Consider the following 15534-nt stretch of genomic DNA (forward strand, 5'->3'; position numbering starts at 1 on the left):
ACGTCGATGAGGAGCATGACAAATACAAAAGTGCATGCCCAGATTGGCCGCCATATCACCCATACTTAGAGGACGAATACGCAGATCCATAAACGCTGTTGAGCGCAACAATAATTTCTACGGAGACAAAAAGATGACGACACCGCAAGTGAGTAGTGCCGGCCTGGCCAGTAAGAAAGGCGGCCTTGTAACGATCTGTATATGCATGCTCGTAGCCATGCTGGACGGCGTAGATCTGCAGTCCGTTGGCATGGCCGCCACCCGAATGGCAAAGGAGTTCTCGCTTTCGCCCGCGCAACTCGGATGGATATTTGGTACGAGTGCATTTGGCCTTTTGGTGGGGGCAGCGGTCGGCGGCCGTCTGGCCGATTGGCTGGGCCGCAAGCGTGTGCTCGTACCTTCGGTTGCGTTGTTCGGACTGTTCTCGTTGGCGACGACACAAGTCGGGAGTTTCGATGGCCTGTTGGTTGCCCGTTTCTTAACCGGACTAGGCCTCGGTGCGGCCGCGCCACTCATTGTCGTGATGGGTACGGAGGCGGTCTCTGAACGGTGGCGCAATACGGCCGTCGGCGCCATGATGTGCGGAATGCCGTTTGGTGCCGCCCTGGTGGCGCTCTTGGACATCGTTGGATCGGGTAACTGGCGCAGCATCTTCTATGTCGGAGGTTTTGGCCCGTTGGTGCTGCTCCCACTGTTGGCGATATTTGTACAGGACTCGCGGCAGTTTGTGGAGGCCAAGGCGGCCGTGGCCCATAAGAAGGGGAAGGTAATTGAGGCATTGGCGGGGGAGGGCCGCGTGTGGATGACGGCGGCCTTGTGGATCGCCTTCATTGGCACGCAGATTGTCGCGTATTTCATGATGAACTGGGTTCCCTCGCTGGCAGCCGCGAGCGGCCTCACCCATACTCAGGCCAGCATGGTGTTGGTCCTGTTCGATGTCGGGGCCGCTATTGGCATGTCAGGCATGGGGTACCTCGCAGATGCGATGGGGTTTCGCAAGACAATCATCCTGGTGTACTTGGGCCTAGCCGTCGGTCTTGCAATGTTCGCGGCCGCATCTGGTTTGGGACCAATAGCATTCGCCGGTTTGATTTGCGGGCTGTTCATAATGGGTGGGCAAACGGTACTGTCCGCGTTGGCAGGGTACGCCTATCCGACTAGCGTGCGGGGCACCGGGGTCGGTTCTGCTATCGCGGTGGGGCGGGTCGGCGCGACTCTCGGCCCCCTTGCCGCCGGACTGTTGTTTTCACAAGGCCAAAGTGGAACGGCGTTGGTAATTGCGAGTATCCCTTTAATCGTTCTCTCGGCGCTGGCCGCGTTGTTGGTGGTCCGAAGCGTCACGCGGCGTCGCCGTGTGAGTGTCGATCTGTGGAGTGCGTAAGCATAGAGCCCGGGCAGCATGTGCATCAGTGACATGCCGCCCGCATGTCCCGCTCAAACCCCTTGCAGAAACGCGATACTCCGCTGGTTGAAAACCTCCGGCTGTTCGTACTGAGCCCAGTGGTCGCAGTCCTTGATTTCAACCAGTTGCGCGGCCGGCACGATCTTCGGTTCTGTCGCGGTAAGAAAGTCCGGCCGGAGCGAGACGATATAGATAGGACGACTTACATCGTGATGAAATAGAACTGCTCGGCAGCGGAGCGCTTCGGTCCAGCGCCATCGATCATCTGGCCTTTCGCGATCATGTGCATGGTCTCGATTCCACCCAGCAGGATCCGGGCGCAGCGAAATGTCTTGAATCCCAACATGGGTCGGGTACGGCGCTTGATCGCCCGATGATCTTGTTCCACGATGTTGTTGAGATACTTGACCTGGCGGATCTTGATAGGCGTCTCCCGCTCGGCGTTCACGGCGTCCAGCCCGGCCAGATTGGCACCACTCTTGTCGATGGTGACGGTTTCGGGCGCGCCATTCTGATCGATGGCCTTCTCAAAGTACCGTCGGGCCGCTTCCTTATCCCGCTTGGCTCGCAGCAGGAAGTCAACCGTGTTGCCGGCCTTGTCGACGGCGCGGTACAGATATTTCCATTGCCCTTTGACTTTGCTGTAGGTCTCGTCGACACGCCAACTCTTACCGCCCGGGCGCTTGCAGCGGCGGAACGCCTTTTCAACCACAGGCAGAAGCTTGATGGCCCACCGGTGCACGGTCGAATGATCGACCGAGATCCCGCGTTCCGCCATCATCTCTTCCAGATTGCGCAAGCTCAGCGGGTATGCCACGTACCAACGCACGCACACCAACATTATCTCGAGCGGATAGTGCAATCGCTTCAGCACTTTGGCCACTGCTGGACTCGGCGCTTTCATTATCGTTCACATCATTCTGTATGGTACCGCAGCATACCAGCCTCCGCTATTGCAACAGAACCCCGCTGCGAGAGCAGCGCGAGCGCCGCCGCCGTGGCGTGCAGCGGTACGCAGCTGCCCACCCGAGTCGTGGAGCGAATGGGATAAGGCGATTCGCGCACGCCGACGAACATGGTCTGCCCGGCATGACCGGAATGTGGGGTACGACGATTGCAGCTGCAAATTGTCCGTAACATTCGTCACATCGGTGTTACTGCCTGTCGGCTAGTCTCGCAAGGTGACTGACCGGTGCGTTCCGCCAGCAGCGAGTGGGATGCTCGAGCGGTCCGCGCGACACGAGCCCCATGGCGCGCCGAAGAGCAGGCCAGAGTCGGCAGACGAGCTGGAAGTGGCCGAGGTGGTTGGCGGAGAATTGGGATTCGTAACCACGCGCATCCCGCGACAAGGGTGGTGCCATGACGCCTGCATTGTTGACGAGGATGTGAAGCGCATCGGTAGTTGCGAGAACACGTTCAGCATACCTATCTATCGAATCCGGATCGAGCAGGTCCATCTCGTCCAGAAGCGCGCTGGGAATATCGTGAAACGCTTCCTTTGCTTTACCCATGTCGCGAGAGGGTACGAGTACCGTCGCACCGGCCGAGCGGAAAGCCCGGACCGTTTCAACGCCGATTCCTGAATACCCACCTGTGACGACAATGTGCTTGCCAGTCAGGTCGACGCCTGCAATGACTTCGGCTGCGGTGGAAGCCGGGCCGAATCCGGAACCGATAGGGGTTTGCAAGGTTGACATGTTGTCACTCCGTTCATTTGAAGGAGGACTGGACCATATCGGGCGCAGATCGTACCAGGAATGCTTGAAAAGACGAGTTTTTGTGCGCGATAGTTCGCAAATGGCCACCGACCTCCTTTCAGAACTGTTAGACCGACAACGGCAGTCCGCAGTCGGCCCCGCGTCGCGACACACTTCGTGTCGCGACGGAGATAGATTAAGGTTGTCTCCGTGTCATCAGGGGAAGATTGCTTGCGCCCCTTGTATCACGTATGTGGCCGGGACGCGTTTTCTCCTCCGCGCCGTCGGACGTACCGCAGCGTCGACAGGCGTCGAGGCAGATCTACGGTAGGACGCGCGAGCCAGAACCGGAGTACCTCGACAGGAACTGAGCTATCGTTGAAAGTGGTGTACGCGGCGTAGGGAAGAGGCAGGAGAAGGCGGTGGCGATTGAAGGAGAATGTTGCTTCTCACGGTAACACTTCCTCAATCGAACTCCACCACCATGGCGAAACATACGCAGGATACGAGCGGCAGTCAAACGGCAGAAGCAGACATCAAGGGTACGCCCGGCCTGGACGATCTGATCCAGCAAGGGGCGCGGCGGATTATCCAGCAGGCAATTGAGGCGGAACTGGCGACAATGCTCGAGCAGTATTCGAATGTGAAGACGATCGATGGCCGGAGGGCGGTCGTCCGCAACGGCTATCTGCCAGAGCGCGAGATCGTCACGGCTGTGGGCCCTGTGCCCGTTCAGGTGCCAAAGGTGCGAGACCGTTCGGGTTCGGGCGTGAAGTTCAATTCGACGGTCGTGCCGCCCTACGTGCGCAAGTCCCCGCGAGTGTCGTCGTCGCTGCCGTGGCTGTACCTGCGAGGCGTCTCGACGGGCGACATGGGCGACGCGCTGTCCGAGTTGCTCGGCGAGCAGGCCAAAGGGCTGTCGGCGAGCGTTGTGAGCCGCCTGAAGGCCGCATGGTCAGAAGAGTTCGAGCAGTGGAACAAGCGCGACCTGTCGGGCTCGCGCTGGGTCTACTGGTGGGCCGACGGCATCCACACGCAGGCTCGCGCCGAGGATTCTGATGGTCAGTGCCTGCTGTGATCATCGGTGTGAAGCCCGATGGCAGCAAGGAGCGCGTGGCGCTCAGCGACGGTTATCGCGAATCGAAGGAATCCTGGAAAGAGCTGCTGCTCGACCTGAAGAAACGAGGCCTGCAGGCACCACCGCTGCTCGCGGTCGGCGACGGCGCGATGGGATTGTGGGCGGCGCTTGAAGAGGTGTTCCCGCAGATACGGCACCAGCGCTGTTGGTTTCACAAGATCGGCAACATCCTCAACGTCATGCCCAAATCGCAGCACGGCAAGGCCAAGGCGGCGCTCGCGGAGATCTGGAATGCCGCGACGAGAGCCGATGCAATCGTCGCGTTCAACCAGTTCGTCGACACGTACGCGGCCAAGTACCCAAAGGCCGTCGAGAAGCTCATGAAAGATCGCGACGCGTTGCTCGCGTTCTACGACTTCCCTGCCGAACACTGGCAGCACGTGCGGACCACGAATCCGATTGAATCGACGTTCGCGACGGTGCGCCATCGCACGAGCCGCACGCGCAACTGTCTGTCGCGCTCGACCTTCCTCGCGATGGCGTTCAAGCTGATCGAAGCGGCCGAGCAGACGTGGAGGAAGATCCGCGGCGTCGACAAGATCGAACCGCTTCTGAAGGGCATTCCCTTCAAGGATGGAACCCCGGTGATCGAAAGCACACCGGCTCCTCAAGCGCTGGCCGCCTGATCACGCCGACCGACCCGCATACACCACTCTTGACGATTGCTCACAGGAACTTCGTCGGGTACATAGAGCGTCATCCGTTCGCTCGAAATGCGGGTCACCGAGTCCCCGTTGGGTTTGTAGGTAAACCGGCGAATCTTCATAAGCTGACTCCGAAGGCGGTGGCCGTTGATTTGGGATGCGGTGAATTCACTTCCTGTCGTGACGGTGTAGCCACCAGACCAAAGTGACAAGAGGGGAAAGGACATCAATAAGAAACCCGTGCGCCTCATCGAGGGCAGTCTTCCCTGTTGGTGAGCTTGCGTGTGATATCGCGTGTTTTAACGTGGTGGATGAAAAAACGCGCGTGTGGAGCGCGTCAACCGCGTTGCCAAGACACTCGGGACTGACGTTCGCGACAGTTTCAGCTTCTCATGAGTTTTTCAGAGCGCAAGTTGTACCGGTGAATGATCCGGGTGCAGCACGTGGTCGGAGATGTGTAGCGCCGGCAGGTAACAGAGCATCACCATGGCGCAACCGAAAGCTTCATGCATGACCTTCGTGAGTGAGGCTCAGCAGCTTTCGCAAAGGCGCGTCAGTGCAGGCGTCAGGATCGCGCGGTCCCGGCTTACATGCATGTCCCATTCGAACGTCGTTCAACCGAAGACGGGCAGCGTGACAGTCCCATGATCTCGCCGTTTTGAGCGATGACAGGCCGACGGATGGCATTGGGTTGGATATCGGCAACCTGCCGTTCATCCATCACGCATCTGTCACAAACCTTTTGTAGTATTCGCTTATCTACTTATCTAGATAACCGGATATGAGCTTGTACGCGGTCACTCGAGAGCAGGGCGCCTCCCTGTATGCCCAAATAGCACGGCAACTGGAACAGGATATCGTCAGCCTGTATGCACCTGGCGACTACCTTCCATCCGAGGCCGAGCTCGCTTCGCGCTTTGGAGTGAACCGGCACACACTGCGTCGTGCGATTGACGAGTTGGTCGATGCAGGCCTGGTGGAGCGCCGTCACGGCCGCGGCATCCTGGTGCTCAATAACCAGATCGACTACCAGATCGGCAAGACCACGCGTTTTACCGAAAACCTGAACGCTCAAGGTTTGCAGGCCGGAAACCGCGTCCTGCGCAAGCAGACCTTGCCTGCAAGCATGCGCATTGCCGAACGCCTTGCCATATCGGAAGGCGCGCCCGTGCATTGGCTGGAAACGTTGCGAAGCGTGGACGGCAAGCCGATGTGTCTGATTTCGCATTTTTTGCCAGCACAGCGTTTCCCCGATCTGCTGGACAGCTATCAGGGCGACTCCCTTCACGCTTTTCTGAGCGCGGAGTACGGCTGCCAGCTACGTCGTGTCGATAGCGCCGTCACGGCAGTGTTACCCCAGGGGGACGATGCGCGAATCCTCGGCATGCCGCAAAACCAGCCCGTCTTGCGGGTGAAGAGCGTGAACGTGGATGAGCGCGACAACCACCCGGTCGAGTATGTGATTACCCGGTTTCGCGCGGACCGCGTTCAGTTGCGCATTCCGCTGGTGTAACCGGGTCAGGGCGTCGCCACGTTCAAAGTTTCAGGCCTGCGTGGCGCATGCGACCCAACAGGACGATTTACTGATTTTCATATCTGTCCATTCATATGGATATTAGAAAGGAATGCTAATGGAAGCGAAATCGCTGCAGCCCGCGCGCGGCGACTGGATGCGCTACTGGATGAACGTCCCGGCCCAGCGCATTCGCGAACTCGCGCATCACCTCAGTGAGCGATGTCAGGTGGCAGACCTGGAAATCCCGCAATCCGGCCTCGCCTTGGTGCCGCTTGCTGACGCTGCCATGGGCGAGATTTATTACCTCGGGGAGATTCCGGTCGCCAAGGCGCATGTGCGCCTAACCAACCCGCAAGGCAGCACCGCCGAAGGCGCCGCGATTGTCATGGATGACCGCACCAGCCTGATTCGCGCGCTCGCGATTCTCGACGCGGTAACTGCCGCCGTCTGGCCCGGGCACGAAGACGCCATGAAACTGCTTCACGAAGGCAAGCGGGCCGTCGAAGCCACCGCCGCCGATCGCAAGAAGCTGCTGGCCGCCACGCGCGTGGACTTCTCGTTGCTCGCCACACAGGAGGACGATGATGAATAAGCTGGAGACGCGTATCGTCTCGCACCCGACCGACTGGACTCCGCTGGCTCAGCAGCGCGCGTTTCGCAGCATCGTGGACGCATTTTCCTATCCCGGCCGCATTGTCAAACTCGAGACGCAGGCCGCACATGTGCTGCCTATCGTGCTTGCCACGCTGGCCGATCCCGCAACCACGCTGGCCGACCCTTGCGAGCTGGTTGATGCGGCAGACCGTCAGCGACTCGGTGCGAAGTCCGCGGGTGCAGACCAGGCCCGGTTCGTCGTGATGCCGGGCAGTCAAGCACCCGATTTTGAACCTGCACTCGGCATGCTCGACAGTCCGGAGAAGGGCGCAACACTCATCCTGATCGCGGATGAAATCGGGCAGGGCTCAGGATTGATTCTCAGCGGGCCCGGCATCCAGAGCAGCACTTCGCTACAGGTGACGGGTATCGACCCGCAATGGTGGAAGCTGCGCAGGAAGTGGAATAGCGCCTTCCCGCTCGGTGTCGATGTGGCGCTTCTGGGCGAACACAGCGTCGTCGCACTGCCGAGAACGGTCAAGGTTGCCGCAGAGGGAGACCGGTAATGGGCTATGTAGCTATCAAGGGCGGCGGAAGGGCAATCCGGGGCGCGGAGCGGGTCGTCGAAGCGCTGCGTACGGCCGAGGGGGAACACGGCACGCCGTTGACCCTGCAGACCATCGAACACCAGCTTCGCTCGCTCACCTCGCGAGTGGTTTCGGAAGGTGGCTTGTATCACCCGCGTCTCGCCGCGCTCGCGATCAAACAGATGCAAGGTGACACGCTCGAAGCGGCGTTTGCACTGCGCGCCTATCGCTCGACGAAACCCCGGCTGCTCGAGGCGCCCGTACAGCATACCCGTGAAATGCGTGTGATCCGCCGCATCTCGAGTGCGTTCAAGGATATTCCTGGCGGCCAGATGCTCGGGCCGACTAACGACTACGCGCTGCGTCTCATGCGTCTGGACGTCGCCAACGAATCGCCCGAAGCGTTTCGCTCTGTCGCACGCACGTTCCTCGACTCGATCGATGAAAGCGACCTGCCCGACACCTTCCCGAAGGTGGTCGACGCGCTGCGTGAGGAGGGGCTGCTGCCGAAGCTCCAGCCGTCGCAGGCCGAACCGTTCGACGTCACGCGCGACCCGCTGATCTTCCCGGTGCCGCGCTCCGCCGCGCTCGCAACCATGGCGCGCGCCGAGACCGGTTCGCTGCTTGCGATTGCGTACTCGAACATGCGCGGCTACGGCGATGTGCACCCGACGGTGGCCGAACTGCGTGTGGGCTACGTGCCGGTGCGCATTCCCCATCCGGTCACCGGCGAACTCGTCGAGGCGGGCGAAGTCCTGATGACCGAGTGCGAGATGGTGGCGATGTACGAGAGCGATGACAGCGATGGTCCGCCCGTCTTCACGCTCGGCTATGGCGCGTGTTTCGGCCATAACGAAGTCAAGGCAATCTCGATGGCGGTGCTCGACCGTTCGCTGCAGAACGGCATGCGTGACGGTCCGACCAATCCGTCGGAAGACCCCGAATTCGTGCTGCTGCATATCGATGGCGTGGATTCGATGGGTTTTGCGAGCCACTACAAGATGCCGCACTACGTCACGTTCCAGTCTGACATGGACCGGTTGCGCACGACGCAGGAAAAGGCTGCGGGCAAGCACGCCGAACAGGATGAACAAGGAGTCGAGCAATGAACGAACTCTACGAACTGCCGCTCGACGAGGCGGGTTACAGCTTCGGCTTTCTCGATGAATATGCGAAGCGGGAAATCCGCCGCGCGGTGATCAAGGCGATCTGCGTGCCCGGCTACCAGACACCGTATGCGTCGCGCGAAATGCCGATGGGGCGCGGGTTTGGAACTGGCGGTCTGCAACTGACGCTGTCCCTCGTTGGGCCTGACGACACGCTCAAAGTGATCGACCAGGGTTCGGACGACTCCGTGAACGCGGTCAATCTGCGTCATTTCGTAGAACTGACCTGCGAGGGCGTGCAAACCACCGAGCATACCGGCGAGGCCACGCTGATCCAGTCGCGCCACCGCATTCCCGAGGTGGCGTTGACCGAAAAGCAGATCCTGGTCCTGCAGGTGCCGTATCCCGATCCGCTGGTCGTGGTGGAACCCTCCGAGGCTCGCCGCAAGACCATGCACGGCGAGGGCGACTATTCGCGCCTCTTGACCAAGCTCTACGAAGACATCGTGCAGTTCGACGAAATCACGATTTCGCATCGCTACCCGACGCGTATCAACGGCCACTACGTGATCGACCCGAGCCCGATCCCGCGCTACGACGTGCCGCAGCTGCACATGTCCGCTGCGCTGGTACTGCTCGGCGCGGGCCGCGAGAAGAAGATCTACGCGGTGCCCCCGTACACGCGTGCGGTCCCGCTCGCGTTCGACGACGTGCCGTTCCGTACCGAAGACTTCCGCGACGAGTACGGCCAGCGCCGCGCCTGCTTGCGCTGCGGCTCGACCGAAAGCTTTCTCGACGAGATCATTGGCGATGACGGCGGCAAGTCGTACCAGTGCTCGGATTCGGACTACTGCAACGATTATCGCAACGGCCACATCCATGCGAAGGCCGAGGCAACGACTGAAGGAGCCGCACAGTGAGCCCCATTCTTCAAGTGCGCGGCTTGACCAGGATCCATGGTTCGGGCTGCGAACGATGTATCGAGAGCACCGGGCCTGAACAGGACACCAACATTTGCCCGCATTGCGGGTCGGTGGTGGCAGCCCACAATGTCAGCTTCGACCTGAAGCCCGGCGAGATCCTCGGCATCATGGGCGAATCAGGATCGGGCAAGTCGACCGTCGTCAAGACGCTCTATTTCGATGAAAAGCCGACCGCGGGTTCGGCGCGCTTCTTCGACGACGAGAACGACTCGGACCTCTTCGCAGCGAACGCCGCCGAACAGCGCTGGTTGCGCAACCATCGTTTCGGCATGGTGTACCAGAACCCGCACCTTGGCTTGAATTTCAACGTATCGGCGGGTGGCAATATCGCCGAGCGCCTGCTGATGAACGATGTGACGCTGTACGGCGAAATCCGCGAACGCGCGCGCGATCTGCTCTCGCGCACCGAGGTACTGCCGGAGCGCATGGATGAATCCCCGAAGAAGTTTTCGGGCGGCATGCAGCAGCGCGTGCAGATCGCAAAGGCGCTCGCAACCCGTCCGCCGCTGCTGTTCCTCGACGAAGTGACCACCGGACTCGATCTCTCGGTGCAGGCGCGCATTCTGGACCTGATCCTTGAGATCCAGCAGGAACTCGGTACCGCGATGATTGCAGTGACGCACGATCTCGGTGTGATCCGCCTGCTCGCGGGCCGCACCATCGTCATGAAGTACGGCCGCATCATCGAGTCGGGCCTGACCGACCAGATCCTCGAAGACCCGCAGCATGCGTACACGCAGCGGCTTGTGGCCTCCGCTCTCTGAGGTAAACCCATGTCCGCGATCCTGACTGTTGAAAACCTGAGCAAACACTTCACGCTGCATGACCAGAACAAGACCATTCCGTCGTGCGCGAACGTGTCCTTCACCGTCGAACCCGGTGCGTTGTCTGCGCTGATCGGCCCGACCGGTGCGGGCAAGTCGTCCGTGCTGAAGTGCATCTACCGTACTTACCTGCCGAGCGCCGGGCGAGCGCTGTACCGCACCGTTGCGGGCGACACGGTCGATCTCGCGCAGGCGTCCGAGCACGAGGTGCTCGCGCTGCGCAAGCACGAGATTGGCTTCGTCACGCAGTTCCTGCACTGCCTGCCGCGCAAGGCCGCCGTCGATGTCGTGGCCGAGCCGATGCTCGTGCGCGGCGCGACGCGTGCCGACGCGCGCGACAAGGCGCGTGGACTGCTCGATGCGCTGAACGTGCCCGAGCGACTTTGGGAAGTGCCGCCTGCGACATTCTCGGGCGGTGAAAAGCAGCGCGTCAACCTCGCGCGTGGCCTGGCCGCTCGCCCGCGCCTGCTGCTGCTCGACGAACCGACCGCGAGCCTCGATCCTCGCACCACCGACAAGGTGGTGGAGATCCTGCAGGCGATCAAGGCGGAAGGCGTGGCGATGCTCGCCATCTTCCATCATCCCGAGCTGGTCACGTGCCTTGCCGACCAGGTGATCGAACTGGCGCCGCCGGTTGTCCGCCAATCTCTTTCCGAGGCGACCACGCTATGAGCCGCCAACTCCTGACGAACGCCACCGTCGTTCTCGCTGACGAAGTGCGCCAGAAACTGGCCGTGCTCATCGAGGACGGCAAGATTGCCGCACTCGATCCTGAGGGTGCCGGCGATGCAACGGTGATCGACCTGAAAGACCATACCCTGATGCCGGGGATGATCGACCTGCACTGCGACTCGCTGGAAAAAGAGGTTGAACCTCGTCCAGGCGTGCACTTTCCGTTTGACTTCGCCTGCGCGCAGGCAGATAAGCGCAATGCGTCCGCGGGAATCACCACGGTATTTCATGCGCTGTCATTCGCGAACCGCGAGTTCGGCGTGCGCAACAACGAAACCGCAGCCGCGCTCGGCCGCGCGATCCACGCCTGGCAAGCGCATGCATTGATCGACAACAAGTTCCATGCGCGCTTCGAGGTAACCGACGTGACCGCCCCTCCCGTTCTGTCTGGCCTGATGGAAGAGGGCGTGATTGACATGATTTCGTTCATGGATCACAGCCCGGGCCAGGGTCAGTTTCGCGACGTGGAGTCGTTCCGCAACTATCTTGCGAACGCCTACAAGGCCGACGATGCCACGCTCGACGAAATCGTGAAGCAAAAGGCGGAAGCAGCGAAAGGCGCGGTCGAGCGCATGCAGCAGCTAGCTAAGCTGGCGCTTGCCAATGGCGTTGCGATTGCAAGTCACGACGACGATTCAGCGACCAAGGTCGAATTGGTATGCGATCTCGGTGCGACGGTCTCGGAGTTTCCGATCAATCTCGAAACGACCCAGGCCGCGCGCAGCCACGGCATTGCCACGCTGTTCGGCGCGCCGAACATCCTGCGCGGCAAGTCGCAGTCGGGCAATATGCGCGCGCTCGACGCCGTGCTGGCAGGCGTCGCGGACTGTCTGTGCGGCGACTACTCGCCCGCCTCGTTGCTGCCGGCCACGTTCAAGCTGCCCGAGGTCGCGGACATTTCGCTTGCGCATGCGGTACTGCTCGTGACGCGCAATCCCGCGCGGGCCGCCGGGCTGTACGACCGCGGCGAGATCGCGGTGGGCAAACGTGCCGATCTCGTCGCAGTCCAGCGCGTTGGCGGCCTGCCGCATGCCGACCAGGTGTGGTCGCGGGGCAAGCTCGTGCTCGGCGCGAGCCGGGTGCAACATTGAGGCCGGGTCCATGTCAGGCAAGCTGATCTATGTAAGCGGCCCTTCCGGTAGCGGCAAGGACAGCCTGTTACGCCATGCGCGCGAACAACTGTCCAGCCACGCCCGGATCTGCTTTGCTCACCGCTACATCACGCGCGCAGCGGACGCCGGTGGCGAAAATCACGTCGCCCTGAGTCCGGGAGAGTTCGCGGCGCGCAGCAACTCGAACCTGTTTGCTTTGGACTGGGCGAGCAATGGGTTGCAATACGGCATCGGGGCCGAGATCGACCACTGGCTGGACAAGGGGTTGACCGTCGTGATGAACGGATCGCGCGAGTACCTGCCGCAGGCGCGTGAACGCTACCCGTATCTCGTGCCGGTGGAGATTGCCGTGCCGGAAGCGGTACTGCGGGAACGCCTTATGGCGCGCGGCCGCGAAACGCCGGAGCAAGTTGCGCAGCGCCTGCAGCGCAATCGCTTGCTCGAGCGGTCGTCCAGCCAGGTGGAAATCATCCGTAATGACGGCGATCTCAAAGAGGCGGGGCAGGCGCTGGTTTCGCTGATTCTGCGTTGCGCGGAGCAATCGTGATGCGCGGAAAGTCCGCCCGTCCCATGAGGAGCGCTATGGCCAGCTAATCCGCGCGTTAGCGCCAGATTGTGTCGTCAATATTTCAATTTACTTAGCATTGCAAATAAATATCCAGATCAGGAAAGGAGCATATCGACATGACTTCCCGAACCACCATCAAGACCGACGCCTTAACCAGGCTCGATCACATGCCGTGGACACGCTTCCACACCCTGCTAACGGTCGCGCTGGGAGTGGGCTGGACGCTTGATTCGTTTGAAACCAATATCATCGGTAGCGTGTTCGGTACGATCAAGGCGCTTTGGCACCTCGATGCCGCCCAAAGCTCGCTGGCAGTGAGCGTGTGGGTGCTCGGCATTCTGGTCGGCGCGGTGGCCTTCGGCTACCTGGCGGATCGTTTTGGCCGAAAACGCCTGTTTCTTGCTACGCTCCTGTGGTATGCCGCGTTCAGCGTAGCAACCATCTTCGCGTGGGATTACAACTCCTTCCTCGTATTCCGCGCACTGACCGCGCTCGCCGTGGGCGGCGAATACTCCGCCGTGACGGCGACCATGGGCGAGTTCATCCCGCGCCGCAATCGCGGACGAACCGACTCGCTGATCCTGTCCGGGTTTCCGCTCGGCGCCGTGTTGTCGGCCATTGTTTCGTACTTCGCGCTCAACCACCTTTCTCCCGACGTGGCGTGGCGAGTGGGCTTTGGCCTGGGTACCACGATGGCCCTGATTTTCTTCTGGATTCGCCGCGTGATTCCCGAATCTCCGCGCTGGCTGCTGCAGCAAGGGCGCGTGGCTGAAGCCGAGGCAATCGTCGATGAAATTGCCGCGTATGCAAAGGGCGCGGGGATCAGTGCAGAAACCGAAGCGCAGAAGCGCTATGAACCCACCATGATGGTGCCGGCACACCCGACGTTCTGGCGCAACATTGGTGAACTGGCTGGACGCTATCGCGGTCCGTGCAGCCTTGCCAGTGCCCTGAACTTTTCGCAGGCCGTCGTTGTATATGGCGTACTGTCGTTGATGGCACTCGTTATTTTGCCGTACATGAAAGTGCCTGCTGCCGCGATGCCGATCTACTACATTTACGGCAACATAGCGGCGTTGCTGGGCGGCCTGCTGGCTTCATATGTACTCGAAGCGTGGGGGCGTCGCTCTTCGCTTTTCACGAGCTACACGTTTACCGTGCTCGCGATTCTGGTGGTGTACTTCGCACAATCGCTGCCTTCCATGGCGTTCGGTTACTGTCTGATCCAGTTCGGCGTGACATGGGGCTATATCTCGGCTTACGTGGTATCGGCTGAAATCCTGCCGACACGGCTGCGCGCCTCGGGTTTGGGCATATCCGTTGCATTTGGTCGAGTGGGCGCAATGGCTACGCCGCTGCTGTTGACGAGTGCTTTCAGTTCGACGGGCACACCTTCCGCACCGTTGCTTGTCCTGCTGGCGCTCGCTCTGCCCGGCCCGGTTGCCGCCGCGATCTGGTGGGTCAAGGGACGCGAAACCCGCAATATTTCGCTGGAGGAGGGTAGCGATGATGCATTGACGGGTGCCGCCGCGCAGTAATATTTTGAGCGCGCAAAGCACAGACGGTTGGAGACTCAAAGGGCTGCAGAAAATTCTCTGTGGCCCTTTTCATTTTTTCGTCAACATGGCAGCTGCGACGATCTCTAAAACGTCACGCGAACGTATTCACCGCGGCTTAGCGGGCGTGGTGAAAGAGAAATATCGGTTAGTTTAAGGAACGCTTTCTCCGTCTGATCTGTAGTGTCAAGATTCGACAGGCGAACATTTCAAGGCGTCAGCGAAATCCTGGGCGCTGCAGCTGAGGGGGGCGGGCGGCCCGTGTACCGCCTGCGAAATGAGTGTCGCTTTCAGGTAAAAGCGAACGGGTCATATCGACCCACAGCAGCCGGTCGTGCAGTCGCGGCCCAAGGGCAGCTTGCGGAGCTGTCCGGTCATCCAGACCACCGTTTAGAGACAGCAGTTCAGCCGGGCCTTCTGGCGCTCGCCGCCGTATGTTGACAGCTATTCAACGTTCTGGACCGGCTGCCCATCAGGCGATCGAGCTGAGCGGCAGTTACCAGTTTTTTAAGGTTTCCGATAACCCGTCAGGCGCGCCTAGGCAGGAGCACTAGGTCCGTCGCTTCCTCAGCATCTTTGAGGAGCATCTTGCGCGGCGCGCCCATCTGCGCACGCATGGTTAGCCCACGCGCTAAATCTGTGACTTGGGTTGCGCGCGCGGCGACGGGAAAGTCAGGTGGGATTTCTCCGGCACTGATCCCGTCCTGAAAACGACGTTCCACCAGCGCCGTCCCGCCCGCGACCGCACTCTGCAGGAATTGCTGAACTTCAGCTTCGTTTACGAGCGGGGCGACGCATATCATAAGGCAGCCCCGGGCAGACCCTTTCTCGGTCGCACTTTCGACGGCGTACCTCAGAAAGCCCAAGATCGAGTCGCGAAGACCCTGTGGTGAGAGGAGTGCCTTCGCGGCTGTTGCGCCTTTCCGTTCTGCGTACGCCTTAAGGACCCGCAAGAATATCGCCCGCTTGTCCCCAAAGACGGCATACAGGCTCGGCCGTCCCACACCCATCCCGGTGACGAGATCGTCAATCGTCACTCCGTCGTAGCCTTTCGACCAGAACACCTGAATCGCCT

14 protein-coding genes and 1 pseudogene are annotated in these 15534 nt (G+C 60.8%); 12 read left to right on the forward strand and 3 right to left on the reverse strand.

Annotation, left to right across the window (positions count from 1 at the left end):
* Positions 1-133: 133 nt before the first annotated feature.
* Positions 134-1381: a 3-(3-hydroxy-phenyl)propionate transporter MhpT gene (gene mhpT / locus AB4Y42_RS37710; RefSeq protein ID WP_368697064.1), complete on the forward strand. Its 1248-nt coding sequence runs from the start codon at positions 134-136 to the stop codon at positions 1379-1381.
* A 223-nt stretch (positions 1382-1604) separates the two neighbouring features.
* Here mhpT and AB4Y42_RS37715 read toward each other — a convergent pair whose 3' ends face one another.
* Both AB4Y42_RS37715 and AB4Y42_RS37720 read right to left on the reverse strand, forming a co-directional pair.
* Positions 1605-2306 (reverse strand): IS6 family transposase, encoded by a 702-nt coding sequence (locus AB4Y42_RS37715; RefSeq protein WP_368697030.1) that lies wholly within the window; start codon positions 2304-2306, stop codon positions 1605-1607.
* A 250-nt stretch (positions 2307-2556) separates the two neighbouring features.
* A complete protein-coding gene (locus AB4Y42_RS37720; RefSeq protein WP_368697065.1) occupies positions 2557-3099 on the reverse strand; it encodes an SDR family NAD(P)-dependent oxidoreductase in 543 nt (180 codons plus the stop codon).
* Between the two features lie 439 nt (positions 3100-3538).
* Between AB4Y42_RS37720 and AB4Y42_RS37725 the strand changes: the two are divergent.
* From AB4Y42_RS37725 to AB4Y42_RS37775, 11 genes and pseudogenes are all read left to right on the forward strand, one after another.
* Positions 3539-4863: pseudogene (locus tag AB4Y42_RS37725) on the forward strand (IS256 family transposase).
* A gap of 799 nt (positions 4864-5662) precedes the next feature.
* Positions 5663-6394 (forward strand): phosphonate metabolism transcriptional regulator PhnF, encoded by a 732-nt coding sequence (gene phnF / locus AB4Y42_RS37730; RefSeq protein ID WP_368697066.1) that lies wholly within the window; start codon positions 5663-5665, stop codon positions 6392-6394.
* Between the two features lie 118 nt (positions 6395-6512).
* Positions 6513-6989, forward strand: coding sequence for a phosphonate C-P lyase system protein PhnG (gene phnG, locus AB4Y42_RS37735; protein WP_368697067.1), 477 nt, complete (start codon positions 6513-6515; stop codon positions 6987-6989).
* On the forward strand, positions 6979-7557 hold the full coding sequence (phnH, locus tag AB4Y42_RS37740) for a phosphonate C-P lyase system protein PhnH (protein ID WP_368697068.1): 579 nt from the start codon (positions 6979-6981) through the stop codon (positions 7555-7557). Before phnG ends, phnH begins: the two co-directional genes overlap by 11 nt.
* Positions 7557-8687 carry a carbon-phosphorus lyase complex subunit PhnI gene (locus AB4Y42_RS37745; protein WP_368697069.1) on the forward strand — a complete coding sequence of 377 codons (1131 nt, stop codon included), beginning with the start codon at positions 7557-7559 and terminating at the stop codon, positions 8685-8687. The genes phnH and AB4Y42_RS37745 overlap by 1 nt, the downstream gene beginning before the upstream one ends.
* Positions 8684-9604 (forward strand): alpha-D-ribose 1-methylphosphonate 5-phosphate C-P-lyase PhnJ, encoded by a 921-nt coding sequence (locus tag AB4Y42_RS37750; protein ID WP_368697070.1) that lies wholly within the window; start codon positions 8684-8686, stop codon positions 9602-9604. The genes AB4Y42_RS37745 and AB4Y42_RS37750 overlap by 4 nt, the downstream gene beginning before the upstream one ends.
* Positions 9601-10431: an ATP-binding cassette domain-containing protein gene (locus AB4Y42_RS37755; RefSeq protein ID WP_368697071.1), complete on the forward strand. Its 831-nt coding sequence runs from the start codon at positions 9601-9603 to the stop codon at positions 10429-10431. Before AB4Y42_RS37750 ends, AB4Y42_RS37755 begins: the two co-directional genes overlap by 4 nt.
* A gap of 9 nt (positions 10432-10440) precedes the next feature.
* Positions 10441-11163 (forward strand): phosphonate C-P lyase system protein PhnL, encoded by a 723-nt coding sequence (phnL, locus tag AB4Y42_RS37760; protein ID WP_368697072.1) that lies wholly within the window; start codon positions 10441-10443, stop codon positions 11161-11163.
* Positions 11160-12314 (forward strand): alpha-D-ribose 1-methylphosphonate 5-triphosphate diphosphatase, encoded by a 1155-nt coding sequence (locus AB4Y42_RS37765; protein WP_368697073.1) that lies wholly within the window; start codon positions 11160-11162, stop codon positions 12312-12314. Before phnL ends, AB4Y42_RS37765 begins: the two co-directional genes overlap by 4 nt.
* 10 nt (positions 12315-12324) lie before the next feature.
* Positions 12325-12882 carry a phosphonate metabolism protein/1,5-bisphosphokinase (PRPP-forming) PhnN gene (phnN, locus tag AB4Y42_RS37770; protein ID WP_368697074.1) on the forward strand — a complete coding sequence of 186 codons (558 nt, stop codon included), beginning with the start codon at positions 12325-12327 and terminating at the stop codon, positions 12880-12882.
* Positions 12883-13019: 137 nt separating this feature from the next.
* The gene (locus AB4Y42_RS37775; protein WP_368697075.1) at positions 13020-14441 is read left to right on the forward strand and encodes an MFS transporter; all 1422 of its coding nucleotides are present in this window, start codon (positions 13020-13022) and stop codon (positions 14439-14441) included.
* A gap of 545 nt (positions 14442-14986) precedes the next feature.
* Here the strand turns inward: AB4Y42_RS37775 and AB4Y42_RS37780 are convergent.
* A partial coding sequence (locus tag AB4Y42_RS37780; RefSeq protein WP_368697076.1) for a TetR/AcrR family transcriptional regulator occupies positions 14987-15534 on the reverse strand: 548 nt, incomplete at its 5' end.

Origin of the sequence: Paraburkholderia sp. EG286B (genome assembly GCF_040965655.1) — a bacterium.
In the GTDB taxonomy this organism is placed as follows: domain Bacteria; phylum Pseudomonadota; class Gammaproteobacteria; order Burkholderiales; family Burkholderiaceae; genus Paraburkholderia.

Coding starts and splice junctions, on each gene's coding strand:
- AB4Y42_RS37765 (WP_368697073.1), top strand. CDS start 11,160: ATGAGCCGCCAACTCCTGACGAACGCCACCGTCGTTCTCGCTGACGAA.
- phnF (WP_368697066.1), top strand. CDS start 5,663: ATGAGCTTGTACGCGGTCACTCGAGAGCAGGGCGCCTCCCTGTATGCC.
- phnL (WP_368697072.1), top strand. CDS start 10,441: ATGTCCGCGATCCTGACTGTTGAAAACCTGAGCAAACACTTCACGCTG.
- phnG (WP_368697067.1), top strand. CDS start 6,513: ATGGAAGCGAAATCGCTGCAGCCCGCGCGCGGCGACTGGATGCGCTAC.
- phnH (WP_368697068.1), top strand. CDS start 6,979: ATGATGAATAAGCTGGAGACGCGTATCGTCTCGCACCCGACCGACTGG.
- AB4Y42_RS37745 (WP_368697069.1), top strand. CDS start 7,557: ATGGGCTATGTAGCTATCAAGGGCGGCGGAAGGGCAATCCGGGGCGCG.
- AB4Y42_RS37750 (WP_368697070.1), top strand. CDS start 8,684: ATGAACGAACTCTACGAACTGCCGCTCGACGAGGCGGGTTACAGCTTC.
- mhpT (WP_368697064.1), top strand. CDS start 134: ATGACGACACCGCAAGTGAGTAGTGCCGGCCTGGCCAGTAAGAAAGGC.
- AB4Y42_RS37715 (WP_368697030.1), bottom strand. CDS start 2,306: ATGAAAGCGCCGAGTCCAGCAGTGGCCAAAGTGCTGAAGCGATTGCAC.
- phnN (WP_368697074.1), top strand. CDS start 12,325: ATGTCAGGCAAGCTGATCTATGTAAGCGGCCCTTCCGGTAGCGGCAAG.
- AB4Y42_RS37720 (WP_368697065.1), bottom strand. CDS start 3,099: ATGTCAACCTTGCAAACCCCTATCGGTTCCGGATTCGGCCCGGCTTCC.
- AB4Y42_RS37775 (WP_368697075.1), top strand. CDS start 13,020: ATGACTTCCCGAACCACCATCAAGACCGACGCCTTAACCAGGCTCGAT.